The organism is Vibrio sp. 10N.286.45.E10, from assembly GCF_002874195.2.
Classification (GTDB): domain Bacteria; phylum Pseudomonadota; class Gammaproteobacteria; order Enterobacterales; family Vibrionaceae; genus Vibrio; species Vibrio crassostreae.
The window spans coordinates 1,337,985-1,363,736 of the sequence record NZ_MCWD02000002.1; the positions used below are offsets into that span (position 1 = coordinate 1,337,985).

The 25,752-nt window shown below is 42.2% G+C and carries 22 protein-coding genes and 1 pseudogene; 19 read left to right on the forward strand and 4 right to left on the reverse strand.

What is annotated here, in order from left to right:
* Positions 1-310: 310 nt before the first annotated feature.
* Positions 311-2,302, reverse strand: coding sequence for a transketolase (gene tkt / locus BCU34_RS18935; RefSeq protein ID WP_032552751.1), 1,992 nt, complete (start codon positions 2,300-2,302; stop codon positions 311-313).
* A gap of 78 nt (positions 2,303-2,380) precedes the next feature.
* The gene (gene tal, locus BCU34_RS18940; RefSeq protein WP_004737207.1) at positions 2,381-3,331 is read right to left on the reverse strand and encodes a transaldolase; all 951 of its coding nucleotides are present in this window, start codon (positions 3,329-3,331) and stop codon (positions 2,381-2,383) included.
* Positions 3,332-3,789: 458 nt separating this feature from the next.
* Here tal and BCU34_RS18945 point away from each other — a divergent pair, with 458 nt between their 5' ends.
* The 3 genes from BCU34_RS18945 (at position 3,790) to BCU34_RS18955 (ending at position 9,505) form a co-directional block, all read left to right on the forward strand.
* Entirely contained in the window at positions 3,790-4,782 is a 993-nt protein-coding gene (locus tag BCU34_RS18945) for a sugar-binding transcriptional regulator (RefSeq protein ID WP_102478605.1), read from the forward strand.
* Between the two features lie 254 nt (positions 4,783-5,036).
* Positions 5,037-8,054, forward strand: a complete 3,018-nt coding sequence (locus tag BCU34_RS18950) for a M6 family metalloprotease domain-containing protein (protein WP_102480891.1) — start codon at positions 5,037-5,039, stop codon at positions 8,052-8,054.
* A gap of 566 nt (positions 8,055-8,620) precedes the next feature.
* Positions 8,621-9,505, forward strand: coding sequence for a LysR family transcriptional regulator (locus BCU34_RS18955; protein ID WP_008216276.1), 885 nt, complete (start codon positions 8,621-8,623; stop codon positions 9,503-9,505).
* Here the strand turns inward: BCU34_RS18955 and BCU34_RS18960 are convergent, their stop codons facing one another.
* Positions 9,506-9,964 carry a prepilin peptidase gene (locus tag BCU34_RS18960; protein WP_108145151.1) on the reverse strand — a complete coding sequence of 153 codons (459 nt, stop codon included), beginning with the start codon at positions 9,962-9,964 and terminating at the stop codon, positions 9,506-9,508.
* A gap of 211 nt (positions 9,965-10,175) precedes the next feature.
* Between BCU34_RS18960 and BCU34_RS18965 the strand changes: the two genes are divergently transcribed.
* The 13 genes and pseudogenes from BCU34_RS18965 (at position 10,176) to BCU34_RS19025 (ending at position 21,361) form a co-directional block, all read left to right on the forward strand.
* Positions 10,176-10,388 (forward strand): Flp family type IVb pilin, encoded by a 213-nt coding sequence (locus tag BCU34_RS18965; protein ID WP_004737212.1) that lies wholly within the window; start codon positions 10,176-10,178, stop codon positions 10,386-10,388.
* 54 nt (positions 10,389-10,442) lie between these two features.
* Positions 10,443-11,219 carry a hypothetical protein gene (locus tag BCU34_RS18970; protein WP_004737213.1) on the forward strand — a complete coding sequence of 259 codons (777 nt, stop codon included), beginning with the start codon at positions 10,443-10,445 and terminating at the stop codon, positions 11,217-11,219.
* 1 nt (position 11,220) lies between these two features.
* Positions 11,221-12,546: a type II and III secretion system protein family protein gene (locus BCU34_RS18975; protein WP_004737214.1), complete on the forward strand. Its 1,326-nt coding sequence runs from the start codon at positions 11,221-11,223 to the stop codon at positions 12,544-12,546.
* Positions 12,546-13,007 (forward strand): ATPase, encoded by a 462-nt coding sequence (locus BCU34_RS18980; RefSeq protein WP_102479231.1) that lies wholly within the window; start codon positions 12,546-12,548, stop codon positions 13,005-13,007. The genes BCU34_RS18975 and BCU34_RS18980 overlap by 1 nt, the downstream gene beginning before the upstream one ends.
* 2 nt (positions 13,008-13,009) lie before the next feature.
* Positions 13,010-14,203 carry an AAA family ATPase gene (locus BCU34_RS18985; RefSeq protein WP_004737216.1) on the forward strand — a complete coding sequence of 398 codons (1,194 nt, stop codon included), beginning with the start codon at positions 13,010-13,012 and terminating at the stop codon, positions 14,201-14,203.
* Entirely contained in the window at positions 14,200-15,465 is a 1,266-nt protein-coding gene (locus BCU34_RS18990; protein WP_004737217.1) for a CpaF family protein, read from the forward strand. Before BCU34_RS18985 ends, BCU34_RS18990 begins: the two co-directional genes overlap by 4 nt.
* Positions 15,462-16,376 (forward strand): type II secretion system F family protein, encoded by a 915-nt coding sequence (locus BCU34_RS18995; protein WP_102479230.1) that lies wholly within the window; start codon positions 15,462-15,464, stop codon positions 16,374-16,376. The genes BCU34_RS18990 and BCU34_RS18995 overlap by 4 nt, the downstream gene beginning before the upstream one ends.
* Positions 16,376-17,242 (forward strand): type II secretion system F family protein, encoded by an 867-nt coding sequence (locus BCU34_RS19000; protein ID WP_102479229.1) that lies wholly within the window; start codon positions 16,376-16,378, stop codon positions 17,240-17,242. The genes BCU34_RS18995 and BCU34_RS19000 overlap by 1 nt, the downstream gene beginning before the upstream one ends.
* Positions 17,239-18,369, forward strand: a complete 1,131-nt coding sequence (locus BCU34_RS19005; RefSeq protein WP_102479228.1) for a tetratricopeptide repeat protein — start codon at positions 17,239-17,241, stop codon at positions 18,367-18,369. Before BCU34_RS19000 ends, BCU34_RS19005 begins: the two co-directional genes overlap by 4 nt.
* Positions 18,366-18,902, forward strand: coding sequence for a TadE/TadG family type IV pilus assembly protein (locus BCU34_RS19010; RefSeq protein WP_102424797.1), 537 nt, complete (start codon positions 18,366-18,368; stop codon positions 18,900-18,902). The genes BCU34_RS19005 and BCU34_RS19010 overlap by 4 nt, the downstream gene beginning before the upstream one ends.
* Entirely contained in the window at positions 18,892-19,476 is a 585-nt protein-coding gene (gene tadF / locus BCU34_RS19015; protein WP_102479227.1) for a tight adherence pilus pseudopilin TadF, read from the forward strand. Before BCU34_RS19010 ends, tadF begins: the two co-directional genes overlap by 11 nt.
* Position 19,477: 1 nt before the next feature.
* Positions 19,478-20,793: pseudogene (locus BCU34_RS19020) on the forward strand (TadE/TadG family type IV pilus assembly protein).
* 1 nt (position 20,794) lies between these two features.
* On the forward strand, positions 20,795-21,361 hold the full coding sequence (locus BCU34_RS19025) for an OmpA family protein (protein ID WP_048662558.1): 567 nt from the start codon (positions 20,795-20,797) through the stop codon (positions 21,359-21,361).
* A 166-nt stretch (positions 21,362-21,527) separates the two neighbouring features.
* Here the strand turns inward: BCU34_RS19025 and BCU34_RS19030 are convergent, their stop codons facing one another.
* Complete coding sequence (locus tag BCU34_RS19030; protein ID WP_102479583.1) at positions 21,528-22,406, reverse strand: LysR family transcriptional regulator; 879 nt, start codon at positions 22,404-22,406, stop codon at positions 21,528-21,530.
* A gap of 99 nt (positions 22,407-22,505) precedes the next feature.
* Here BCU34_RS19030 and BCU34_RS19035 point away from each other — a divergent pair, with 99 nt between their 5' ends.
* From BCU34_RS19035 to BCU34_RS19045, 3 genes are read left to right on the forward strand one after another with little or no spacing between them, the layout of a single operon-like run.
* Positions 22,506-23,570, forward strand: a complete 1,065-nt coding sequence (locus tag BCU34_RS19035; RefSeq protein ID WP_102479584.1) for an HlyD family secretion protein — start codon at positions 22,506-22,508, stop codon at positions 23,568-23,570.
* Between the two features lie 9 nt (positions 23,571-23,579).
* Positions 23,580-24,590 (forward strand): DUF2955 domain-containing protein, encoded by a 1,011-nt coding sequence (locus BCU34_RS19040; protein ID WP_102479585.1) that lies wholly within the window; start codon positions 23,580-23,582, stop codon positions 24,588-24,590.
* Entirely contained in the window at positions 24,590-25,750 is a 1,161-nt protein-coding gene (locus BCU34_RS19045) for a patatin-like phospholipase family protein (protein WP_065676218.1), read from the forward strand. Before BCU34_RS19040 ends, BCU34_RS19045 begins: the two co-directional genes overlap by 1 nt.
* Positions 25,751-25,752 lie beyond the last annotated feature (2 nt).

Consider the following 25,752-nt stretch of genomic DNA (forward strand, 5'->3'; position numbering starts at 1 on the left):
CGGTGAGGCTGGGGCGATTGTTTCTATTAACGAGCGTTGGTCGTTGCAACCATTTTATAGTTATTCTGACACGCATAAACATGGTTTAAACAACTTCGGGATTGTGAGCTCGGTTGACGTTCTTTCTTGGCTTGCGGTCGATGTTGGGTATGAGCACACGTATAGTAAAAACCTAAACCAGAATACACTTCGTCTAGGGGCAAGGTTTACGTTTTAACGGTGAAAGGTGAGTTACAAAAAAGCCCTACATGAAAATGTAGGGCTTTTGGTATGCATCAACCTATTTCAAGGTGAGACAACTGAATCAAGATTAAGCTAGAAGCTCTTTCGCTGTGTTTACTACGTTTTCAGTAGTGAAACCGAACATCTTGAATAGCTCACCTGCTGGTGCAGATTCGCCGAACGTTGTCATACCGATGATCTTGCCACCGAAACCAACGTACTTGTACCAGAAGTCAGCGATGCCAGCCTCTACAGCGATACGAGCTGTTACGTCAGATGGAAGTACAGATTCACGGTACTCAGCGTCTTGCTTGTCGAATGCGTCAGTTGCAGGCATTGATACTACGCGTACCTTCTTACCTTCAGCTGTCAGTTCAGCTGCAGCGTTAACCGCTAGCTCAACTTCAGAACCTGTAGCGATAAGGATTAGCTCTGGCTTACCTTCACAATCTTTCAGGATGTAACCACCCTTCGCGATGTTAGCTACTTGCTCTTCGCTACGCTCTTGCTGTGCAAGGTTTTGACGAGAGAAGATTAGAGACGTTGGGCCGTCTTTACGTTCGATAGCCAGTTTCCAAGCGACTGCAGACTCAACTTGGTCACATGGACGCCATGTGCTCATGTTTGGAGTTAGACGTAGAGAAGCCATTTGCTCAACTGGTTGGTGAGTTGGGCCATCTTCGCCAAGACCGATAGAATCGTGCGTGTAAACTTGAATGTTCTGAACTTTCATCAGAGCAGCCATACGCATTGCGTTACGAGCGTATTCCATGAACATTAGGAACGTTGCGCCGTATGGTACGAAACCACCGTGCAGAGCGATACCGTTCATGATAGCCGTCATACCGAATTCACGTACACCGTAGTGGATGTAGTTACCCGCTGGATCTTCAGCAGAAACAGATTTAGAACCAGACCACATAGTTAGGTTAGAAGGTGCAAGGTCAGCAGAGCCGCCTAGGAATTCAGGTAGCATAGCACCGAACGCTTCTAGTGCGTTTTGAGACGCTTTACGTGATGCAATGTTTGCTGGGTTAGCTTGAAGATCAGCAATGATTTGGTTCGCTTTCTCTTCCCACTGTGCAGGAAGTTCACCGTTTACGCGGCGTTTGAATTCAGCTGCCAGCTCAGGGTGTGCTGCTTCATAAGCTGCAAGTTTCTCGTTCCACGCTGCTTCCTTAGCTGCGCCTGCTTCTTTCGCATCCCATTCTGCGTAAACTTCCGACGGAATTTCAAAAGGACCGTGCTCCCAACCAAGTTCTTTGCGTGTAGCTGCAATTTCTTCAGCGCCTAGTGGTGCACCGTGACAGTCGTGTGAACCAGATTTGTTTGGAGAACCAAAACCGATGATAGTTTTAGTACAGATTAGAGTAGGGCGTGGGTCTGCTTTAGCTGCTTCAATTGCTGCGTTGATTGCTTCAGCGTTGTGGCCATCTACTGCTGGGATTACGTGCCAGCCGTACGCTTCAAAACGCTTAGGCGTATCGTCAGAGAACCAACCTTCAACTTCACCATCGATAGAGATGCCGTTGTCATCCCAGAAAGCGATAAGCTTACCAAGACCTAGCGTACCTGCTAGAGAACATGCTTCGTGAGAGATACCTTCCATCAGACAGCCGTCACCCATGAATGCATAAGTGAAGTGGTCAACGATGTCGTGGCCTTCTTTGTTGAATTGTGCTGCAAGAGTTTTCTCAGCAAGCGCCATACCAACAGCGTTAGTGATACCTTGGCCTAGTGGGCCAGTTGTTGTTTCGATACCCGGTGCGTAACCGTACTCTGGGTGACCCGGAGTCTTAGAGTGCAGTTGACGGAAGTTCTTAAGGTCTTCGATTGATAGCTCGTAGCCTGCTAGGTGAAGTAGAGAGTAAATCAGCATAGAGCCGTGGCCGTTTGAAAGAACGAAACGGTCGCGGTCAGCCCACTCTGGGTTTGACGGGTTGTGGTTCAGGTGATCACGCCAAAGAACTTCAGCGATGTCAGCCATACCCATAGGTGCGCCTGGGTGGCCAGAGTTTGCTTGTTGTACGCCGTCCATGCTTAGAGCACGAATAGCATTAGCTAAATGTTTACGGTCCATAATAACTACCAGTGTTTAAATATTGGATTGGAAATTGAAAGGGGAACGCAAACGTTCCCCTTTTTTAATTCTGTGTGATTACAGCTTAGCTGCGATCATGTCTTCTAGTTTGCCTTGGTCAACTGCGAAGTTGCGGATACCTTCTGCAACTTTCTCAACTGCCATTGCGTCTAGGTTGTGCTCCCATAGGAACTCAGCGTGAGTCATTGGAGCTGGGCGCTCTTTAGAGCCTTTAGAGTCAACTAGCTTCTCTACAACGTCTCCTTCAGCAGCTTCTAGTTCAGCTAGAAGTGCAGGAGCGATAGTCAGACGGTCACAACCAGCAAGTTCTAGGATCTCGCCGATGTTACGGAAGCTTGCGCCCATAACAACAGTGTTGTAGCCGTGCTCTTTGTAGTAGTTGTAGATGTCAGTTACTGAGATTACGCCTGGATCTTCAGATGCTTCGAAGTCGCGACCTTCTTTCGCTTTGTACCAGTCCATGATACGACCAACGAATGGAGAGATTAGGAATACGCCAGCTTCAGCACATGCACGAGCTTGTGCGAAAGAGAATAGAAGCGTTAGGTTACAGTTGATGCCTTCTTTCTCTAGGATTTCAGCAGCACGGATACCTTCCCAAGTAGAAGCCAGTTTGATTAGGATGCGATCGTTAGTGATGCCAGCATCGTTGTACATTTTTACTAGCTGACGAGCTTTAGCTACGCTGCCTTCAGTGTCGTAAGAAAGACGAGCATCAACCTCTGTAGAAATACGGCCTGGAATTGTTTTCAGGATTTCTTTACCGATGTTTACTGCAAGCATGTCACAAGTGTCTTGTACTTGTTGTGCTTTATCAGCGCTTTGTGCTTTAGCGTATTCGATTGAAGCATCGATAAGTGGCGCATACTCTTCGATTTGAGCCGCTTTAAGAATCAGAGAAGGGTTAGTTGTTGCATCTTCTGGCTGGTACTTTTTGATTGCATCGATTTCACCAGTGTCTGCTACTACTGTCGTTAGTTTACGAAGTTGCTCTAATTTGTTGCTCATTTTGATCATCCTATCTATCGCATTACATCTCGTGAGAAGAGAGATGTGGGCATTTGCAAGCTAACTAATGAAGTTCTCAGTGGAGTTTCCAGTGAGCCAAACTTACATTAATTTAAATTTTTCTTCGAACGAACATTTGCACAGAACATTTGATCGCTCGATGAGTAAATGATGTAGCCATATTTATCTGATCTAGCACCAAAGTCAACGACAAATAGTGCGGTATGGTGACTTCAGTCAAATATATTTCGCTCTAGTAATCATGGGCGATAGAAGCAAACGTTTAATGCGCTGAGCAAGGTGAATTAATCAACAATAAAACTATGGCTAACACCTTGAACAAATGTTCCTTGTTGTTACATATGTTCAAGGTGTAAACTTGTGTATCACTTGCTTAGTCATCGAACATTTGTTCTTCAAGCAGGTAAAATAATTGTTAAATATAGGTTGAGTGGTATATGAGTAAGAATATCCAAGATGTTTCCGAAGAAAACACTGATCTCCTCACTGAAGTCGCGGTTGCTTATTATCAGGACGGTGCCACCCAAGAAGAGATCTCGAAAAAGTTCTCTATCTCTCGTGCAAAGGTTGGTCGTATGCTCAAGCAAGCCCGTGATGAAGGTATTGTTGAGATAACCGTTAAATACCACCCTGTATTTAGCGCTAAGATCGAGCAGCGCTTAATTGAACGCTTTGGTGTTAAGCGCGCACTGGTCGCTCTGGATCAACCGAATGAAGAACAGCAACGTCTTCAAGTTGCCGGCTTAGTATCTAACTATCTAACCAGCACATTAAAAAACGGCATGGTCGTAACAGTCGGGCAAGGTCGTAACGTGTCTTCTGTTGCTCACCACACAGGGGTAATTACTCCTCGTAATTGTAAGTTCGTGTGTGGCATCGGCGGTATTCACCCAAGAGGCGGTATGTTCAATGCTGACCACATTTGTCGACAGCTAGCAAAAAAGTACGGTGGTTCATCGGAAACCTTGTATGCGCCAGCTTATGCAGAGAACAAGGCCCAGAAAACCGCTTTTATGGAAAACAGCACAGTAAAGCAAACACTCGATCTCGCTCGAAAGGCGGATGTAGCATTAGTGGGTATCGGTGACATGAGTGAAAACAGCTACATGGTTGACCTAGGTTGGTTTACCGCCGGCGAGGTAGTTCAATCGCGTCTATTACAAGGTGTGGTAGGTGACTTCGCTGGCTATGACTTCTTCGACGTACACGGTAAAGCCGCCAATACAGTAATGAGTGACCGTGTTATTGGCTTGGGTTTAGAAGAGTTTCGCCCTATTGCTGAGGTGATTGCCATTGCTGCCGAGAACAGTAAACCGCTCGCGTTGTTAGGTGCATTAAGAACCGGCGTGGTTGATGTTATAGCAACCAGCGTAAGTAATGCACTAACTGTGCTGAACTTAGACGAGCAGATGACATTAATTGATAAATAAATTATTTATTGTTGGTCTTCCTTTTTAATGCGCTTTTATTTTGATTAAAAATGGGTGGGTTATTCAGCCTTCCCATTTGATTATATTATTTATATTGTCATAAATTAAATTTATATAAGATTAGGTATAATTATTATTTATAGGTTTAGTTAGAAACTTAATTGGTTTACATAAATCCCCATTGATAAAGTCGCGTTGCATTTAACGCATCAATTATCTCTTATTGAGAAAGAATTATTAATGGGATTATCCTAATGAGGACAAAACTAATTTGTACCTTCATAACAGCGTTATTAGCTGTTATTACAGTACAAGCAAGCACTTTACCTGCACCAATTTGGCATACGATAACTTTTGTTGACGGCAGTTCTAAAGAACTACGGTTAATGGGCTCTCAGCATATGTTTTGGTATCAAGACCAAACAGGTAGCCTCTATATCCAAGACTTTGACAGTCAATGGTATTTTGCTAGATATGAAAAGAATGAAGAAGAGCAAGGCAGAATAGTTTCCACTGGAGTTCTAGCTTCGAGTGAGACAGATGTACCTTCTGAATCTAATGTTAGGCATATAAGAATAGAGCCAACATATTTCAATGAACTAATTGAATCACCCGCGGCTAACAACAAGAGGTTTAATTATATAAGGAACCAAAGTTCGCATGAAAGCCAAGCTTTAAATAATAAAATCATAGAGCAGCCATTATTAGTGGTACAAGTTAGCTTTTCAAACGAAAAAGTGGACCATGACTTTCAGTCGACGATATTTGGAACCAATCAACAAAGTGTCCAAGATTACTTTCTAAAAAATAGCTACGGTAACTATAAAGTTGTTCCAGCGAAAGAGAGTGAAGGAACAAAGAATGACGGTGTCATTAATGTCACTCTAGATATTGAACATCCAAACTGCCACTCCAAATCAGAGCGTAATTGCCAAACTAAACTCAATAATGTGTTTGAAAAAGCGTATGAAGCCTTAGACGTGGATTTCAATCTTGCTCAATACGACTCGAACAATGACGATAGCATCTCGCCTCAAGAACTCTCCGTTATGTTCGTCTTTGCGGGTAATGATAAATCTAGCGGTACACGAAAGACTCCAACGATTTGGCCTCATAAGTACGCACACAGTACCGTCGAGATTGATGGAAAGCGAATCAGCGCTTATTGTTTGTTTGCTGATTATCAAGACGATCATCAGTCAACCATGGGAGTAATAGCGCACGAACTTGGGCATTTAATGTTGGGTTTGCCGGATCTTTACTCTCATAAGCATGACGGCTCAATTGGACATTGGGGTTTGATGGGAGGCGGAAGCTGGGCAAGAAAGCCTAGCGACGAATACGCAGGTCAGACTCCAGTAAACATGCTGGCATGGAGTAAAGAGGCGTCAGGTTTTCTTAAGCCAACCGTTCTTTCAGAGAATGGCCTGGTCCAAATTGACACTCTTAAGGGGGAAAGTGTGATTCACCTTGACCCATACTTAAAGCAGTTTGGGCCTCGAGCTTATATTGAGAACCGACGCAAAACCGATTATGACCAAGCACTTCGTGGCGAAGGCTTGCTCATTACGGCGGTAAATATAGATAACCAGTTCAATAGTGATGGCCCTATGCAGGTTCAGGTATTTCAGGCTGATGGCGATGGGCTACTTGAGAGTGGGTTTTCATCCGGTGACTCGGGCGATGTTTTTCCTGGCAGAGAGGCAGTGACGAATATCTCTGATGATTCTGAACCATCTTTGACTGACATTACCGCAGGAAGAAGTACCGATGTAACCATCTCAAATATTAGTAGTGATGCTGATAAGGCAACATTTTCTCTAGCTATCCCCAACGCGGCCACTAAGTCGTCTTGGGTCACGTCATTTGGCCGAACTTATCCCCGTTATAGTACAAATACAAACGTGCTTGGCTTCGCCATTGATGTTGTTGAGGGGCGTGAGGATATTGCAGGGCTGCACTTCTACGCTAAGGCGACGAGTGTTGCTATGCCGATGTTTTATCGACTGATTGAGTATCCGTTTCAATCAAGATTTGGTAATGCTGTGATTGATGAAGCCGCTGGCCGTCTATTGCATCGAGGTGTTGCGCAGCAAGGTGGAGGGCAGATTATTTTTGATGAGCCTGTAAAGCTTGGACTTGGATCCAAGTTATTGGTTTTAGAGATTGAAAACGGCACACCTGAATATTCAACACAGTTTTTAGATGCTTATTTGGGTGATGGACAGAGGAAAGCACAATTCTCAGGGGCAATGTCCGATTATAAAACTCGAGGCTTGAGTCGTGGCTTCGGCCAAAACTTCCCTTTTGCGGTACTTTTTGAACAACCAAGCCAATCCATGCCTATTGTGGTAGATGACTCTGTCGTTACGGAAGAAGACAGTCCGTTTATGCTCAATTTATTGGCCAATGATCTTAATTTGCCGAGATCTCACCCATATTCAATTGAGATAGGTCGTAAGCCAGCTAAAGGTGTTATCAGAGGTATTACATATTTCCCCTCGAACAACCAGTTTGGACGAGATAGTTTTACTTATCGTCTTGTTGATGGTGGTGGATACCAAAGTGATTACGCGACTGTTGAGGTTGAAATTAGGCCGGTTAATGATGTTCCCCAATTTAAGCTCAATAAGATTCAGGTTGGTGCTGTAGCTGGTGAGAAAGTGGTATTCGAAGTAACGACGATTACGGATGTTGATTCAGCTGAACATCAGGTCACTTGGACTCAGACAGAAGGTGCTAGATTAGCATTGAGTGGTACACAATCGAAAACATTGACTATACATGTACCGAACGGAGCGTTGGAAGGTGAAAAGTATCGATTGAGCGTCAAGGTGCAGGATCCCGTAGGGGGGTACACCGAACAGTCGGTTACTATTGATGTGCATAAAAAGAAAGTATCGTTGTTGGAAACGAAGTCTCTACAAGTCAAATATGGCGATGAAGTCCAATTGTTTCCAAATATTAATGGTGAAGTGAAAGCGTTAAATATTCTTAAAGCCCCACGTAATGGACTAGCTAATATAATCGGTGCCCAGATTATTTATAATGCGCCAGCAGAGCGCAGGCAGGCTTTATATGACAATATTAAATATAAGGTCTTATTGTTGAGTGGTGATGAGTGGGTTGGTTCTTTTGATATAGAAGTTTTGCCTAATGTTTCAAACGAGTCAGAGGTGACATTGAATCAAGGTGATTCGTCAGGAGGCAGCTCATCGTTTCTTATTCTTTTTATACTCTGCTTACTCTCCAGGTTACGAATGAAGTGTTGAAATAAAACCATAATATAATTATGCATATACGGAAAGGGCTACGATCATTAGCCCTTTTTTGTGTCTTGCAAAACCTCATTTCAGAATAAAAACAGCGTATTTTGTCGCATTTTTTTGAATTAAGTAATATTTATAGGTGTTTAGTTTCACTTGATGGCTATCTAGATCACAAATTTGAACAATCATGTTTTTGAGTGACTTTTCATCTGAAGTCTTATAAATGACGAATTTTTACATAAATTTCAGAGCTTTTATTGCACCTTAAAGGTGGTCGATGTATAGCTTTTGGTTATAATTGTGTTCATTATCATTAGTGTTGAGCATGTGTTGTGTAAGGGCTCAGGAAAACGAATGACAAGTTAAATATGTTGTTTGTAAAAGCACATAAGGATTGTGAATCAGTTGTTGGTTCGGGAAATGTATTTGTTTATGTAGATGGATATAAACATTACTTATGACTATATAAATAATGTTTTTTTGTATCTGAATGACACTATTGTTACTTTTACGCTGATTTTTAATAAGAATAATTAATAAAACAACGCAACATCGGGGTAGTTTTCACCATGAAAAACGTCAACAGATCTATCGACGTAAAATATTTAAGAACATTTTCACACGTTGCTAAGCACAAAAGTTTTACAGCTGCCGCTGAGTCTCTATTTATGACACAGCCCGCGGTATCTCAACATATTAAAAAGATCGAGAGTACAATAGGGGCAAGTATTTTTGATCGAAAAGAAGGGTTTTTACTGACTAAACATGGAAAAGTATTACTGGATTATGCTGACCAAACCATGTCCATGTATGAGAGGTTATTTGAAGATCTAGAGAAAGTGGAGCTAAGAGATCAATTTAACATAGCGATCGACGAGTCATTTTGTTTCGATTTGGTCAATCGAGTAATTAATGAATTTCGAATGTTAAACAATATCGACTTATCCATAAACAGTTTTACTAAGTCTTCTTCATTGGAGTTGTCGCGTTATGACTTAATATTTACTATGGATAGAATTTCACAGGGGAACGGAAAGTCCTATCAATTAAAAACGGTAAACTATGTGATCGCGTATTCTTGTTCCCTTGACCCTTATGAGTGTTATCCACAGAGAGTTGTTTTTTGCAGTTCATTGTCTAAGTCATATGTTCAAGAGCTATTAAACGACTACAATGTTGAAACATCTCACGTTACAAGTTGGGTTAAAACAAGCTCATGCCAATTGTTAAAAAATGAACTCGATACTAACGGGACGGTTTTGATCTTTCCTGAGTGGTCGGTATGTGATGAAAAGTGTAAGACAATCCCGTTACGTCAGAAAGTAAATATGTATGTCTGGTGTAGTGATGAAATTTCACAAGAACTCGAAACTCTAGGAATAAAAGATAAAATACAGCAACTTTTTCAGATTAGTGATATTTCCGAATCAGGAATAAAGCATAATATTATGTGATTAGTTTGATAGTGTTGAAATTGTGCTGAAAATAAAACAACTTAAAGCAATGGGTATCCCATAAGGGATACCTTTTTTGTAGCTATTGAAACGCTTTATCTTACCGATTATATACATTATTAAAACTAATCCCCCTCCCATAAAACCTATAGAAATCAAGGTTGCAATGACTAGATCAGGTTGAATTCCAACGACCAATGCTGTCAGCAACTTAACATCGCCAGCACCGATTACCTTGAGGTACCAAAGTAAAACTCCAATAACGAAACACACAATAGAGATCGGTAGGGATGAAGCCAAATAACCGTTTGATAAGGCTACAACCAGGTTAACTACCAATGCAATTTTATTTAAGTTGTTTGGTATTTTCCGGTGTTTCCAATCCAAAAAGCATACACAAGAAAATATTGATAGGTTTAGAGCGATTAAAAATGAGTAATTAATTATTTCTATATTCATAATTAAAGGGTATCTATGATTGGTTCTAATATCAATAAAATTGTAATTAATAATTATTATGAAGACATAAAAATAGTTTATCTATCTATTAAATAAGATTCTGTTATGCGATCATAATAACTATTAATTGGATGTATATTTCTAAATCCGGTAACTTTCATTTCGCAATTTCAATAAGACCAATGGTCGATATACTTTTTAGAGGATTACTATGTACTACCAAACTTTAGCAAAACTAGCTGAACTAAAAATGAAGTTCGAAGATGATATTCGCGGTGTTACTGCGGTGGAATATGCAATTATCGCTGTTGTAATGTCAGCTTTAGTACTTGCTGCATTTCAAACAGATGCGCTTAAAAATGCAATTACAGGTGCGTTGAATGCGGTTACAGCCAACTTGACTACTGCAACTACAGGCAATTAAACGGCCACAAATAATATTATATTAAGGGGCTTGGGCCCCTATTTTAGGCTTAATATGAACAGAATTATCATTCTCCTTCTTATCGCTTTATCTATTTTTTCGACATTGATATATATCAATAGTAATTATATTTCATCGGACAAAGAGCCACAACAAGTCCAGAAAAAAGAAGAACTCAAAGTGAGTATTTTAGTCGCTCAACAAGAGATCAAGCGCTCTCAACCCTTGACTCCCAATTTTTACGAGAAGAAGTTTGTCCATATATCGGATTTAGACGGCTATTACTATACCTTAGAAAAAGACATTGTTGTTCAACCTGGGGCTCTTTTTAAAGAAGACATCAAAGAAGGTACTTATTTAACACAAGAGATGATTTCAAACCCAGGAGACCGAGATTATATGTATCTGTCGCTTAATGATGGCGAATTGCCTTATTTTTATGAAGTAACAGGCATCGGGGTTGTACAAACATCGACCCTTACTCCTGGCGATAAAGTGAGCTTTGTTTCTACTACATCTTCAAAATCAAACCTAGTAGAGAGTGGATATGGAGACATCGGTGATTTGGTCAGCCGAGTCATTATTAGTGGAGCGCGAGTATTACAGGTGATTAAAGGTAGCGAAGATACCGACTCACAAGATGCTGAAGATAAAAAATACAGCTTAGTTATTGCTCTAAATATGCGCAGTGTATTGAAACTCGAAATGGCTCAAAAAATTGGGGATGTAAATATCATTCCTTCAGAAATTGAAAACCGCTATTTATCTATTCGCAGTAGTGACTTATTAGAAACACAGTTTGGTGTCAGAGAACTACGTGGTAAGGACTAACATGAATTTAAACAAACAACATATAGCCTTGCTATTGTCTGCAATTCTCTCTTGCCCATTGCTCGCATCTGACTTAATGAACTTAGATCAAGGTGCGGCGAAGACCATTAATTTAAAGAGACAAATATCGACAGTATTTGTAGCGAACCAAGAGATCGCTGACTACAAAATTATTGATGAAAATAAGGTTGTCGTTTATGGCGTTGGCCAAGGCACTACTTCAGTGATTGTTTATGATCGTGGCGGAAACGAAATTTACAATGCTGAATTGGTGGTTAATCAAAGTCTAAGGCTACTAAAGCAGACGCTAATCGCACGATTCCCTGATGAAAACGTAGTGGTTTCCAATATCGGTGATCAAGTGGTACTCGATGGTATTGTTGGCAGTGAAGAGATTAAACAGAAGATCAACCGCCTTGTCGGTGAAATGCTTAATAAAGAACGTCGTCGTGCCGCTTACGAACTCAAAGATGCAGACGGTGAAGCGCTCGACGAAATAGAGTACACCGCACAATACAACTACGACCAAGTGATTAATAACTTAAAAGTGCTTACCACCGAGCAGATCAACGTAAAACTAACGGTTGCGGAAGTCTCGAGTTCATTTTTAACCGAGTTGGGTGTGACTTATAGTGACAGCGGTGAGCCAGGTACTTTTGTTAATAAGCTGCTCGACTTTACCGCTCAGGATATTGTTGCTGTTATTTCTGCGAGCGGTGATGACAAGATTGGACGCGTGCTGGCAGAGCCCAATCTATCCGTTATTTCTGGCGAACAGGCTAGCTTCCTAGCGGGTGGTGAAATCCCAATCGCGGTGCGAGACGAAGATGGCATTACCATCTCCTATAAAGAGTATGGTGTTAAATTGGCGATGGTGGCAAAGGTCACGGATACAGAGAACATCCGCTTAACCTTGATACCAGAAGTGAGCTCAATTGATGAATCAAATAAGACCACGACCGGGCTTATTTCCGTGCCTTCGTTACGTACTAGAAGAGCCCAAACTACGGTCCATTTGAAAGATGGCCAAAGCTTTGTACTCGCAGGACTGCTGACTTCAGAAGAGCGTGAATCGTTAACCAAGATTCCAATTTTGGGTGACATCCCAATCTTGGGCGCACTGTTCAGTCACACCTCTACTAACCGCTCTAAAACTGAACTCATTATCGTCGCTACGGTTAATTTAGTCGATCCAGTTGAGCAAGAGCAGGTCAAACTGCCGAGCTTTAGGCGTACCAGCGACCTTGAACGACTCCTGAGAATCGACCTTTCTGAACTTGATGAGCCAGAGCTAGAAAACACAATCAACCAAGGAGGGTTCAACTGATGAAATGGATCGCTATTACTCTACTAGTACTGCTTGCCTCTGCTTGTACGCATGTTGATAGCACGAACACCAGTGTTATTGAGCAACTAGAAGAACGCTTCGAGTTTGATACAACGATCAGCGAAGATTCAATGTCACGCTCTGTGGCTTTTATTCGAGAGCTGAGTGCAAGAGAGCCTAAGTCAACGTTCTACGTCAAATACAAGCCAGATGCGAGTGAGTTCGTAGCTAAGTTTCGAGATAGGTTTAAATCGGAGTCGATTGCCAAAGACAGATATAAAGTCGAGCTTGCTGCTGATGACCAGCAGAAAAACATCCTGATCATAGGGCGATACGTTCGCATTAAAAGCAGTGATTGCGGCGTGATGGTGTTTTCGAAACGTGAGGACTACCAATTTGGCTGTAGTGTTGAGCACAACCGTAACATTAGCTTGGTTAACCCAATCAAAAAGGCGAAGTAGCGATGGACTTAGATATTTTATTTCGTAACTCGTCGTCGAAAATGAAATCGTCGGTTCAAGCGACAGACTTGGTTGTTTCTGACGACAGCACGCTAACTGCATCGATCCAAGATCTTTACGCAATCGAAGGCTTTCCCAAACCTATTGAGGTGACCGATATTGATTTAGACGGTGCTTGGAATCAGTCAAACATCAAGCTGAACCATGTTGTATTGGACCTTCGCAGTGCACCAAACGTAATAGAGCAAGTCTCTGAGATTTCGGTTCGACTGGATGTGAACATCTCTTTACTCGTTCTATGTGATGTTGACTCGATAAAGCTGCGTAACCAAGTGCACGCTTTAGGTGCGACGTATGTGCTGTGGGATTCTGAGCTTGATGCGTTACTTGCGGCAATTAAGTCTACGCAAGAGGGTGAAAGCACCGTTAAAAAAACGCGTGTTGCTAAGCGTATTTTAGTACTCGGAACCAAGGGTGGGATTGGCATTTCATATGTGAGTTCAGTCTTGGCTCACTCTTTGGCTGAACAAGCGAATTTAAAAACGCTTTTAGTCGATCATGACTCAGGGGCTTTGAATAGCGACATCTATATCGGTGTGAAAGGCTTAAAAGCTAAACACAACAGTATCGATTTGAATCAAATTGATATCGACAGTGCCATCGCCAAGACCTACGTACACCCGGTGAAAGACAAGCTTGATTATTTGGTGTTAGAGAAGAACGTCGCTTGTCTCTCTGATCACGCGTCGACGCTCTACAACCTTTCTAATCAACTGATTGATCAATATAACTTTATTATCGATTCAGCGCCGTTGTCTTGTTACGAAGAAATGCACGATCAGGAATTGTCAGATAAGTACCATCGCATCTTTATTGTTTGTGAACCGTCGGTGTCTTCATTGCGCTCTTATAACTCTTTGAAGAAAAAGATAGGTAAATCCGAACACCAAATCATTTTCAATTTAAATAGGCCGGCAAAGGACTTTATGGTGACACTTGCTAGCGCTAAAGAGCGGATCAAAGCCAAGGACAGCATTGACTTCATGTATGAGCCGTCGCTCGAGAAGATGGTGGTCCAGCAAGGCATCAATGAGTTGCTTAAATCCAAGTCCTCGTCTGCTGTGCTGAGTATAGTTGCGACATTGACGGGTAAGAAAATTAAACCTAAATCACGCTTTAGTTTGTTTAGAAAATGAATCAATTAAAAGAAATCTACATTCAACTTCGCGATGAGATTTTCGATGCGTTGGATGCGGCGTCACTCGTCGAAATTAGTAATCAAGAGCTTGAAGAGCAGCTTAAAGACTCCGTAAATATCTTGATCGACAAGAAGCAGTTGCAAGTCAGCTCCTTGAAACGGGTCGATTTGGTTAAGGCACTGCTTGATGAACTTAAAGGCTTGGGACCACTGCAAGCCTTGGTCGATAACGATGATATCTCGGATATTATGATCAATGGGCCTTCGGATATCTTCATTGAAATCAATGGCAAGGTAGAACAGTCGCCAATTCAATTTGTTAACGAGAAGCAGTTAAACACTATAGCTAAGCGGATCGCCTCTAACGTAGGGCGCCGTATTGACGAATCTAAGCCACTTTGTGACGCACGCTTAATGGATGGTAGCCGTGTCAACATCGTAATACCTCCGCTGGCGATTGATGGTACTTCTATTTCTATTCGTAAGTTCAAAGAGCAGAAAATTAAGCTCGAGAACCTTGCAGAGTTTGGTGCTATGTCTGTTGAGATGGCCAAGCTTTTGTCGATTGCTAGCCACTGTAAATGCAACATATTGATCTCTGGTGGTACAGGTTCAGGTAAAACAACGCTACTCAATGCGTTATCTGGTTTCATCGGTGAAGGCGAACGTATCGTTACCATAGAGGATGCTGCCGAATTGCAGCTTCAAAAGCCGCATATCGTTAGGCTTGAAACTCGACAAGCCAGCGTTGAAGGAACGGGTGAAATTACCGCGCGCGATCTCGTGATCAACGCTCTTCGTATGCGCCCAGACAGAATCATTGTTGGTGAGTGTCGTGGCGGAGAAGCGTTCGAGATGCTTCAAGCGATGAATACCGGTCATGATGGGTCTATGTCGACATTGCACGCCAATACACCACGCGACGCGATTGCTCGTACTGAGAGCATGGTGATGATGGCAACCGCTAGCCTGCCGATATCTGCAATACGCAGAACCATCGTTAGTGCAGTAGACCTGATTGTTCAGGTAAAGCGTCTTCATGATGGCAGCCGTAAGGTGATGTACATTTCGGAAATCATAGGAATGGAAGGGGATAGCGTTGTGATGGAAGATATTTTTCGTTACGAGGCGAGCTCTGATTTTAAAGATGGGAAAATGGTCGGTGAGTTCAGGACCCCCGGTTTATCAACCCGCTCTGTCATTTATGAACGTGCTAAGTTTTTCGGGCTAGAGCAAGCGGTCAGGGAGATCTTCTCATGACATTCATTCTGATTGCGTCATGGAGCGCGTTGCTGATCTACTTCCTTATTCATCGCTCTCGTCAAAACAAAAAGTTGAGTAGCTTGATCGAGATGGAGGCTGAATTCGAAGGGGTAAAGGGCGTTCGATCTGTTATTGATTCTCAGCAGTTTGAAGAGAGCTACAAAACCAGGTTCCGGAAAAGCTATAAGAAGATGGTCAAGGTATTTCAGCCTAATATGTCGCTGAAGCTTATTTTGTTTGTCTGTGTTTCTGCGTCAGCGGTGTATGCCATCAATGAGTTCTTCTTAAGACAGGATTACCCTGTTTGCCTGATGATCGCTGAGCCCGTTTTGTTCTTCGTTTTCTATAACAAGCTCAAACAGAGACAGATGGACCGGTTTAAAACTAATTTTCCAGATGCCTTAAATATTCTGAGCGGGGCGATATCTTCTGGGCAAAGTATTATCCATGCATTCGAATATGTTGGTAAGCAGCTTGATAACGAGGTAGGTAAAGAGTTCAAATTTATGGCTGAGCGCCTACTGATAGGTGAGGCCCCTGACGACGTACTTGAACGAAGCAGCAATACATTCCCTTATTTAGAATATTTTTTCTTCGCTTCAACAATCCGAATCAACCTAGCACGAGGTGGTCAGCTGAAAGATGTCATCAACAAAATTAACCGACTCATGTTTGATTCGAGAGCGGTAGAGAAGAAAAAGAATGCGCTGACCTCTGAAGCGCGCGCATCAGCAAAAATTATTGCTTGCTTACCAGTAATATTCCTGATCATTTTAAAGTTCACCAGCCCAGAGAACTACAGCTTCGTGATGTTCGAAGAGGCTGGTCAGCCGATTTTTTATTACGTTTTAGTAAGTGAGCTGCTCGGGTTCTTTTGCATTTGGCTGATATTGCGGGGTGTTAACTAATGGACATGAAAACCCTGGGCATTTGGGGCGTGATATTTGTAGTTTCAATGGTGCTTGCCACGTACTGCTTGCGATTTTGGGACAACACCAGAGCAAATATTGAAACCCGAAGAATTATTGGTTCGACACGCGAAGAAAAGAAGCGAACCGACTTATTTAAATCGATATTATCTCGAATCAGTTTTAATAAAGATGAAACTAAACGCAAGTTAGTAGCGGCGGGTTTTTATAGTGACTTTCTCGCCGATGCTTATTACCTCTTTAAAATCGTTCCTTTTAGTATCTGCTTGATTCTTATTGGCTTTGATTTTTATAGCGGAGAAACCGAAGTACTGTTTTCTTTGTTGTATTTATTGGGCGCGTTATTAGCGTTTGTTATTGCCCCTGATGCTTATGTGTCTGCTCGGGGGAAAGCCAATATTAAACACATTAGTTCGAGGCTACCTTTTTTACTCGACTTGATGAATGTGTGTGTTCATACCGGGATGACTATCGAATCGAGCCTGGAATACTTAGCTAAGGAACTTCATTCTATTGATAGCAATCTTGCTCATGTTGTCCGAGTTACGGTGGAACGTTCACGCCTTGTTGGTTTGGAAAAGGCGCTAGAGGAGTTTTACGACCTTGTACCAACCAGTGAATCGCAAAGCTTTGTGATGACCATGGTGCAGAGCTTGCAGTTTGGTTCATCTGTAGGCCCTGTGCTGGCAACGCTCGCGACTGATATCAGAGAATTGAACATGATGGATCTGGAAGAAAGAATTGGGAAGATGGGGGCAAAAATGTCCATCCCTCTGATTGCTTTTATCATGGTTCCTATTGTTGTTCTCATTGCTGCCCCAGGTATTTTAAGGATGTTGATGTGATTAAAAAGTATTTATTTATCACTGTGCTCTTCGCTTTACTTTCTGGTTGTACAACCGTGAATAATCAACTTGAGACCAAAGAACAACTACTCATAGGGGCCGGCGATTCGCAGAAACTTATCGAGTTCTACAAAGCAAACATACAGTCTGACCCTATATATAAAGTAAAACTCGTTAACCTGTATTTAGACCTAAAGGATATCAAGTCGGCGGAGCTATATCGCAATACCTATAGCGAGAGCAACCTTGATAACCCGGAATACATACTAACTAATGCTCGAATTTACTATCAGAAAAAGAACTTTGAACGCGCGCTAGAAGAGCTAAATAAATACCGCGACGAAGGAGGTACCGAATATGAGTATCAACTTTTAACCGGAAAAATTTTGGCTCAGCAGAAGCAGTTTGTCAAAGCCATCGAACACTTTGAAGAGAGTCGTAAACAAGGTGCATCTGATAGAGAGGCCGGTAATAACATTGCCGTGGTGAAAATAATGCAGGCTGATTATTTAGGTGCGACGGACATTTTATATGACCTATACCTCTCGAATCCTAATGATCAAAGAGTGAGCTCTAACTTGATTCTTTCTTCAGTTAAATCTCAAAGGCCAGATATCGCGCTCGAGGTTTTGAAACATTCAAATAGTGATGAACAAGCGCGTAAGCAACTTAAAGCGTTAATGATGTCAATATCTAAAAGCGGAGGGAAGAATATCGTGACACAGTCAAAAATAGAGATGGAACAGCAGCTTATTGGCTCTCAAGTGAATTCAGGTGGCTTTGTTGCCCCAACATCACGTGTGAGCAAGCTTGATGCTACCAAAGACTTTCAAGCGTCTAAACACAGTGTCGGTGGTTCTGTACTTGATCCTAGAAAGCTTAAACCAAACGCAAAGCCTATTTATCGCGTACAAGTTTTGGCAACGTACACTGCAATTCCTTCAGACTTTTTGAATTATTTGAAAACAAACTATGGCGCTGTGTATTCCTATACACATGGGCTGTGGAAGCGCTACTGCATAGGTGATTTCAATGACCTGGATGAAGCCAAGGCGTTTCTGAATAGCATTGATATTAAAGGAGCATTTGTTGTTGATTACACCAAGAAAAGGTATGTCCGTTTATGAGATCGTTTAAACGTAAGCAAAAGGGAGCATTAACGGTTGAAGTCGCTATGGGTATTCCAATTTTCCTCGCGATTGTCTTCGGGTGGGTTGAGATCTGTATTTTGACGTTTTCAATGAGTATGACTGACCACGCATTAACAACGGCAGTGATGAGAACCAAAAAAGCGGGTGACTCGAGTAGTAGTCAATCGATTAACTACGGGCAAATGATCAAAGATGAGTTGGACAAAGCCGGTGGAGCGTTATGGAGCAACGTCGTTAAAGAGGGTAGCGTCATCATTCATGTGAACTATTTCCGAGACTACGAAGGTTTTTTGAAATGCACGGACAACTATGCCTCTGCAGATAAGTGTCCGGATAAGAAAGATGAACCAGAAGACATGGCACTTGCAGTTTACGCTTTGGAATACACTTACGATCCCATTGTGTCTATTTGGTTCCCAGATATGCCGATAAAGCGCGAAGTTATTACGATCCAAGAGTATGAAAGATGCTCTTTCAAAATTGGTCAGGGGGCAGGTTGTGCAAGTTAAACAAAAAGGATCGTTTGCGGTTGAACTGGCGATGGTGCTTGTCTTTGCTTCTGGCATTTTCTTAGTTGTAGTGAACCACATGCTAGCGATTAACAAGAAAGGCCAATTGGACAGAGCTACATATTCAATGACCACGATTTTCGCAGAGCGGAAGCAGTTATTTAACGCCAAGATGGATATTTGCGCAGGTGATTGCAGGAAAACAGAACATAACGCCTTTGCAATTGCTTCGGCTTCGATGAAGCGGATGATTCCGAACTTTGACAAAACCAAATTCGGAATGCGAATTGATGAGATAAGGCTCGAAGAGGCTGCCGTTTCTGGAGGTAAATTGAACTTCCGAAGGGTTCAAAAGACGCTAACCAAAGGAAACATACAAGGTTGTGACTTTCCTGACATGAGCGATATCACCAAAGAAAAAGCGATTGAAATGCTTCCCGTCACTTCCAGAGGGCGCAGATTACCCATGTATCAGGTTTCATTGTGCTACGAAATCCCAACAAACCTGATTGGTATCGCGAACGGTGAGGTTTTCCGTCTTGTGAGTTCTTCTTATTCATTTGCGAGGGTTTAAGGTGCGTTCAATAAAAAGAAATAAGGGAGTCGCGGGTATTTTGTTCGTCGGCCTGTTACCGATGATGGTTATTTTTATGGCGTTTTCGATGCAGATGTCGCAACAGATGCTTGCACATACAAGGTTACTGGAAGCGGCAGAGGTAGCTAGCCTAGCGCTTATCGCAAGCCCTAGAGAGGATGAAGAGAACAACGTTAAGTATGCACGCTACTTAGTGGATCGTTATGTTGTCGATAATACAGATGATGTTGATGTAGCGGTGTATACCAGTATATGTGAGTACAAGGATGGTTGTGTACAAGCAAGTGGTGAGCTCGCACCGTTCAGCGACTTTGTGGTGAGGGCGACGGCCAAATACACGTCTTGGATTGCATACGAAGACGTGAATTTAAAGCCTGAGTTTTCAGTCAGTGGCCGAGCTGTGACGCGCAAATATCTTCCTCAGCCAGTAGACGTTTACTTTATTGGTGACTTCAGTGGTTCTATGGGGAACCCATGGAAGAACGGAAAAATGAAGTTAGATGTCGTGAAAGAAACCATTAAGCGAGTCGTCGATGACATTGAGGAGTTTAATACGGAAGAAAAGAGTCGAGTTGCTTTGCTCGGGTACAACCCGCTCCATGTAAAACAATCTGATGAGATAGTAAGACTTAATGCTTATGGTTATCGTGCTTCATGGCGAAAGAAATATGCTTATGATTACGCTCGGAACTCTCCTGCGACAACGGTTAGACGAATGTTTGATAAACCAACTTTGTATAATGAGATCATTGAACCATCGTATGGAATGAGTAGATATCAAGTAGAGAGACTTTATAAGCGAAATAATGATTTTGATGATGACTACAAGTTTTATGATATTCCACTGACTGAAGACTATGACAACTTTCGAGCTCAGTTGATGAGCGCTCAGTTGAAAGCTGGTGGAGGCACCTCTTCTTGAACGGGATCATTGCCGCTGCGCAAGAAGCCAATAAGGCGACCAACCTTAACCCTGAACAAGTGTTTATTGTGTTATCCGATGGTAGCGACAACGACGAGACTTATCTACAGAAATTGGTGGATCAGGGGTTATGTAAAAAGCTGCGCTCAACCATTTCAGCGAAACGAAACCGCTTTCAAAGTAATGCCCCAACTGAAGCCGAGAAAACGAAAGTCACGATGGGCGTCATTGGTATTAATTATAAAGTGGCAGAAACCGATGGCTTTGGAGATTGCTTTGGTAAGAAGAACATCTATCACGCTAAAGATGGCGAAGATGTATACAAGTACATTTTGAATTTGATTAATGAAGAAACCGGAAAACTAAAGGATTAACATGAGATACCTAGTGATTTTATCTACGATGCTAATGTCTCCATTGGGCTATGCAAACTGCTTGGGTGATGTTGGCGAATACGTCACTTCTAAAATGTTGGTGTCTTCTCATACTGTTACGACACAAGTGACTGGGAAGCTGGTAGAGCTAAATGAGAAACCTCAAAATGAGGTGATCAATAGAGAGAGTGAAGTGATTCAAATCGGAGCACAAGATGATGTGTGTTTCTATGATAAAGCGACGCAATCCCTGGTGCTTAATTACCCAACTAATGTGTACCAATTGGATGAAAGCCATAAGCAAGTATTAGGTCAGTACCTTAGCTTAGTCAGTGATAAGTCCAAGATTTATATAGAGGGTCACGCAGATAGTGTAGGCAGTAAAGGCTACAATAAAGCCCTGTCATCTCGCCGTGCCGGACAAGTGGCGAGCTACTTAAAGAAAGATCTTCACCAAGGAAGTCGCATCGTTGAATATGCGTATGGCGAAAGCGCACCCATTTGTAAGGTTGTGGATAACAAGGCAACAGGTTGCAATCGACGAGTTGTGATAACAGTTAAGTCGTAATGGGCTTTGTTGTCGTTGTCTGTATTTTTATTTTTTGGGCCGCTCTGTTAAGTGGTGTGTAAATCATTTACAGAGTAAAAAAGGGAGCCAGTTTGGGCTCCCTTTTCTCTATTAAGATCTGAACTAGGATGTTTTCAATAACCTGACTTTTCAGCTGTGGTAATTACTACTTTACCGCCATACTTTGCTCCAAATTTAGCTTGAACAGGTCGATAAATGAGCGAGTTTTTTTCGATAACGAATTCGCGGAAGGGTAGATCATGGTCAAACTTAATTTAGGGAAAACAACCTCTGGCAAAACATGTACTAGGTTGGATTCATCCCCTGATCGCGTTAGATAGATATCTGGAAGAAAGGCAATCCCTTGGTGTTGTAACGCTAACTTGAGTAAAAGGTTTAGATCGTCGGACTTTAAATGGATTTGAATGGACTTATCAAGAAAGTCAGCGCTGTATCTATTGGACAAAATACGATGGAGCTTTAAGTCATTTAAGCTTTCGCAGAAGGGATGACTATCAAGGTACTGTTTGGTCGCGATGAGCCTTGAGCCATAATGTAGCAAGCTAAACTGAACATAACTATCGTCGATGATCTCGACGGTATTAGGCAGTATCTGTAGGTCAAGCCCCTGGCGCTTTAAGTCCACGGAATCTTGGTAATTTTCAATTTCGATTTGCACATTGGGAAACTGTGCTGAATAGTCTTCGATAGTGGAATTAAAAATACTAGAACTCATCAAAGCTGACGGAATGGCTAGGCGCAATAGGCCATTGAAATCCCGCTGACTTTCCTGCAACGCTTCGACTCCCTGCTCAATGTGATAAACCTGCTTAGCCACCAATTCGTACAAGTGTTTCCCAGCCCCAGTTAGTTCAATATTCCGTGTGGTACGAATCAAGAGCTCTGTACCTAGAGAGGATTCTAACGCTTTTAAGCGGCGGCTGACCTTTGAGCGCTGCATATTATTTGCCTTAGCTGCAGCACTGATCCCTCCATGAAGTACGACTTGGGAAAATAGTCTGATATCGTCAAAACTTGCTTTCATTGTCCTATTTTTAGCTCAAGTGTGGGCTCTTTATGAGCATACCAGATAGATTTTATTATGACTATAATTGCACAAAAATCTTTTCGGTTAGGATGTAGCATGAAGCAAAAGCAAGTATTTAAGCGCACTATGAAAATTTTGGGTAGCGTATTTGTTGTCTTATTTGTGTATTTAATTATCGCGGATCGTCGAGCTCCTTTCACAACAGAAGGACGTGTTTATGGACAAGTTGTGCAGATAGCGCCAGAGGTGACAAGTCGAGTCATACGAGTATTCGTTGAGAACAATGAGGTGGTTGAAAAGGGCGACGTGCTATTCGAACTGGACTCGAGTCGATACCAAATAGCGCTGGAGCAAGCTGAGTTGTCATTGAAAGCGGCAAAAGAACAAGAACGTTCTTTATATGCTCAGAAAAAGATGGCGATAGCGAGCATATCTAGGGCCGAAGCCAGTTATAAAAATGCACAAACAGACTATCTACGAATTGCCGAGCTTGCCAAAAATCAAGCAGTGTCGGCATCATATCTAGACAATGTTTTTAAACAGTACCAAGTTGCAAGCTCGGTACTTGAGATTGAAAAGCATAACCTTAGCACTTTGGTCGCTCGTTTAGGAGAAGCGGGTCAGCCAACAACTGATGTATTGCTGGCTGAAAGTAGAGTTAAGCAAGCACAGCTTGATTTAATGAATACCACAGTACGTTCACAAAGCGATGGTGTCGTTACTAACCTACGTTTAGAAGTTGGAGCAATGGCGACAGCCAATATGCCGTTGATTACATTAATATCTGATGGTTCTATGTGGGTCGCGGCTGATTTTAGAGAAAAGTCTGTGGCGCATGTTCAAGAAAGCTATCGAGCGCTTGTTACGTTTGATGCTCATCCCGGACAGATATTTGACTATCGCGTCGCGAGCCGAGATTTAGGTGTTGCTTCCGCTCACCAAACCCCAAACGGTACGTTAACTCAAATTGAAGGGAATAACCGTTGGGTACGCGATGCGCAACGAACAAGAATTAATCTACAGAGTGACGGTGTGTTGCCGAGCCCACTATTTGTTGGTTCTAGAGCGACGTTAGCCTTGTACTCAAACGATAATCGCTTTTGGGGGTTTGTCGCTAAGATGCGTATCCGTTTGGTTAGCTGGTTTCATTTCATCTATTAGGCGGTCGCGATGAAGACGTTTCGAATATGGTTTGGTTGTGCATTCGGTTTAGCCATAAGTATGAGTATGGGCTGGGAACTGGGCTTTTTGGCGATTCTGCTGCCCCTTTTTATACTTAGCCTAAGTGATAGCTTGAACCTACCTCTGTTGTTGATCATTGCGGCTAGTGCACTTTGGTCAATAATTCAGGCTAATTTACTATGGGGAGCTTTCGGAAGTTATCCCTTTGCTTTGTTGATCGCTGTAGCGGGAGTATTTCTCTTTAAATGTATTGCGATGACAAAAAAACAAACCTTTATTATCGGGTATATGGGATTGATTGCGATATCTATTTTATTGCATCTAAGTAGTTACGACTTTATCGATATAGAAGAAATATCAATCACGATTGGCGTGTATTGCTTTATGAATATTGTTATCTGCTCTATGGCATATTGGTTATTCCCGGACGCGACAGACAAGAACCAACAGCCAGAAGAAACAGCACTGCCTATTCAGTACGATGCAACGCAAATCATGGTGATTTGGGTTGTCGTGATGCTGTCTTTTATCGTATTTCAAGTTGTTGATCTTTATGACTCATCGGCTGCATACGCATCAATACTTGTAATTTTGGCACCTTTAACTTGTTCAGGTGCAGTGCAAATGGCCAAAGTGAGAGTGATTGGTACAGCGCTGGGCTGTATTACAGGATTGGCTGTGCAATTGATTCTTGGACCATGGTACGAAAATGCAATTTTGTATTGGTTATTATTCACAATTGCTATGGGGCCATTCTGTTATTGGCACACACAAGGTAAATTAAAATCTGCCGTTGCCTCTGCCGGGATGGCTTCATTAACGGTACCTTTGACAACTGCTTTAACCCCAAGTGAGCAAGACGCTATTTTTTCTATTTTATATAGGTTTAGTTCAATTTTTATTGCAGTTGTCGTCAGCGCTTTATTTATTTTGTTGATGCAAAAAATACTTGAATATAAAGCGTTAGATAACTCCCCAAGTTTGAAAGAGAAACGATAATGACGCCACATTATGCGGTAGTTATTACGCTGTTACTGATACTCGTCACGTCTGGGTGCGCGCAAACCCCTGAGCGAAACATCTCCTTAAAGTCTGAGCAGATAAATCCCCTTAATACTCCTGGGTTGAGATTTTGGGATGAGTCTGTCAACTCTGCTGATAATTACGATATCGATAACGCGATAGATTCATTAGTTGAGCACAGTAACCTGTCTGGACAGGTGAATCATCTTGCTTTGTCTGGGGGCGGGTTTGATGGAGCTTTCTCTGCTGGTGTTTTGAATGCATGGACCAAAAGCGGTACTCGACCCGAGTTCGACGTGGTCACGGGAGTTTCAACCGGTGCAATTGTGTCGGTGTTTGCCTTTTTAGGAAGTGATTACGATCAAGCACTAGAGTACTACTATACGAGAACGTCAGCTGAAGAGATGTTTAAGCGTAACTCGATTTTTAAGTTACCTTTTCGTAACTCAATGGTCGATGTGAGTGGCTTTGAACGCAAAGTGCGTCACGCTGTCGATGTCACTATGCTTAATCAGCTTGCTCTTGAGAGAAGTAAAGGGCGGTTATTGCTGATAGCAACAACCAGTTTAGATAATCAAAAAATGGCAATTTGGGACATTGGAAAAATAGCGCAGATCGGTACGCCTGAAGCACAGTATTTGATTCAAGATATTATTATCGCGAGTAGTGCTGTACCAGGCCTGTTCCCTGCGACTCGAATTGTGTTGCCTTATGAAGGAGGAACGCTAGATGAGTTGCATGTAGATGGTGGCGTGTCACGACAAGTGTTTCTCATTCCTCAAGGTTTTCAAACACCTTTGGCGTCAACGTCAAGAGACGTAAAAAGGAACATCTACGTCATACGTAATGGTTTCCTGAAGCCAGAATTCGAAGAAGTGGAAAATGGTTTAGCGTCAGTCTCTTACCGTGCTTTATCGATTTTGATTCGCCGGCAAAGTATTGGTGATATAGAACATATCTATAATTACAGTGAGCGAAATCAGATTGGCTTTCATCTTGCTTACATAGACGATGATTTTTCGAAAGATAACCTTAACTCGTTTAGCCTAGAGTATATGCAAAAGTTGTTTGCGTACGGATATCAAAAAAAGATAGAGAGTGACTTATGGAGCCAAAATTTACCGAATCCAGATTGAGT

Excerpts from the sequence above, each read along its gene's own strand:
- tkt (WP_032552751.1), bottom strand. The coding sequence starts at position 2,302 with ATGGACCGTAAACATTTAGCTAATGCTATTCGTGCTCTAAGCATGGAC.
- tal (WP_004737207.1), bottom strand. The coding sequence starts at position 3,331 with ATGAGCAACAAATTAGAGCAACTTCGTAAACTAACGACAGTAGTAGCA.
- BCU34_RS18945 (WP_102478605.1), top strand. The coding sequence starts at position 3,790 with ATGAGTAAGAATATCCAAGATGTTTCCGAAGAAAACACTGATCTCCTC.
- BCU34_RS18950 (WP_102480891.1), top strand. The coding sequence starts at position 5,037 with ATGAGGACAAAACTAATTTGTACCTTCATAACAGCGTTATTAGCTGTT.
- BCU34_RS18955 (WP_008216276.1), top strand. The coding sequence starts at position 8,621 with ATGAAAAACGTCAACAGATCTATCGACGTAAAATATTTAAGAACATTT.
- BCU34_RS18960 (WP_108145151.1), bottom strand. The coding sequence starts at position 9,964 with ATGAATATAGAAATAATTAATTACTCATTTTTAATCGCTCTAAACCTA.
- BCU34_RS18965 (WP_004737212.1), top strand. The coding sequence starts at position 10,176 with ATGTACTACCAAACTTTAGCAAAACTAGCTGAACTAAAAATGAAGTTC.
- BCU34_RS18970 (WP_004737213.1), top strand. The coding sequence starts at position 10,443 with ATGAACAGAATTATCATTCTCCTTCTTATCGCTTTATCTATTTTTTCG.
- BCU34_RS18975 (WP_004737214.1), top strand. The coding sequence starts at position 11,221 with ATGAATTTAAACAAACAACATATAGCCTTGCTATTGTCTGCAATTCTC.
- BCU34_RS18980 (WP_102479231.1), top strand. The coding sequence starts at position 12,546 with ATGAAATGGATCGCTATTACTCTACTAGTACTGCTTGCCTCTGCTTGT.
- BCU34_RS18985 (WP_004737216.1), top strand. The coding sequence starts at position 13,010 with ATGGACTTAGATATTTTATTTCGTAACTCGTCGTCGAAAATGAAATCG.
- BCU34_RS18990 (WP_004737217.1), top strand. The coding sequence starts at position 14,200 with ATGAATCAATTAAAAGAAATCTACATTCAACTTCGCGATGAGATTTTC.
- BCU34_RS18995 (WP_102479230.1), top strand. The coding sequence starts at position 15,462 with ATGACATTCATTCTGATTGCGTCATGGAGCGCGTTGCTGATCTACTTC.
- BCU34_RS19000 (WP_102479229.1), top strand. The coding sequence starts at position 16,376 with ATGGACATGAAAACCCTGGGCATTTGGGGCGTGATATTTGTAGTTTCA.
- BCU34_RS19010 (WP_102424797.1), top strand. The coding sequence starts at position 18,366 with ATGAGATCGTTTAAACGTAAGCAAAAGGGAGCATTAACGGTTGAAGTC.
- BCU34_RS19025 (WP_048662558.1), top strand. The coding sequence starts at position 20,795 with ATGAGATACCTAGTGATTTTATCTACGATGCTAATGTCTCCATTGGGC.
- BCU34_RS19030 (WP_102479583.1), bottom strand. The coding sequence starts at position 22,406 with ATGAAAGCAAGTTTTGACGATATCAGACTATTTTCCCAAGTCGTACTT.
- BCU34_RS19035 (WP_102479584.1), top strand. The coding sequence starts at position 22,506 with ATGAAGCAAAAGCAAGTATTTAAGCGCACTATGAAAATTTTGGGTAGC.
- BCU34_RS19040 (WP_102479585.1), top strand. The coding sequence starts at position 23,580 with ATGAAGACGTTTCGAATATGGTTTGGTTGTGCATTCGGTTTAGCCATA.
- BCU34_RS19045 (WP_065676218.1), top strand. The coding sequence starts at position 24,590 with ATGACGCCACATTATGCGGTAGTTATTACGCTGTTACTGATACTCGTC.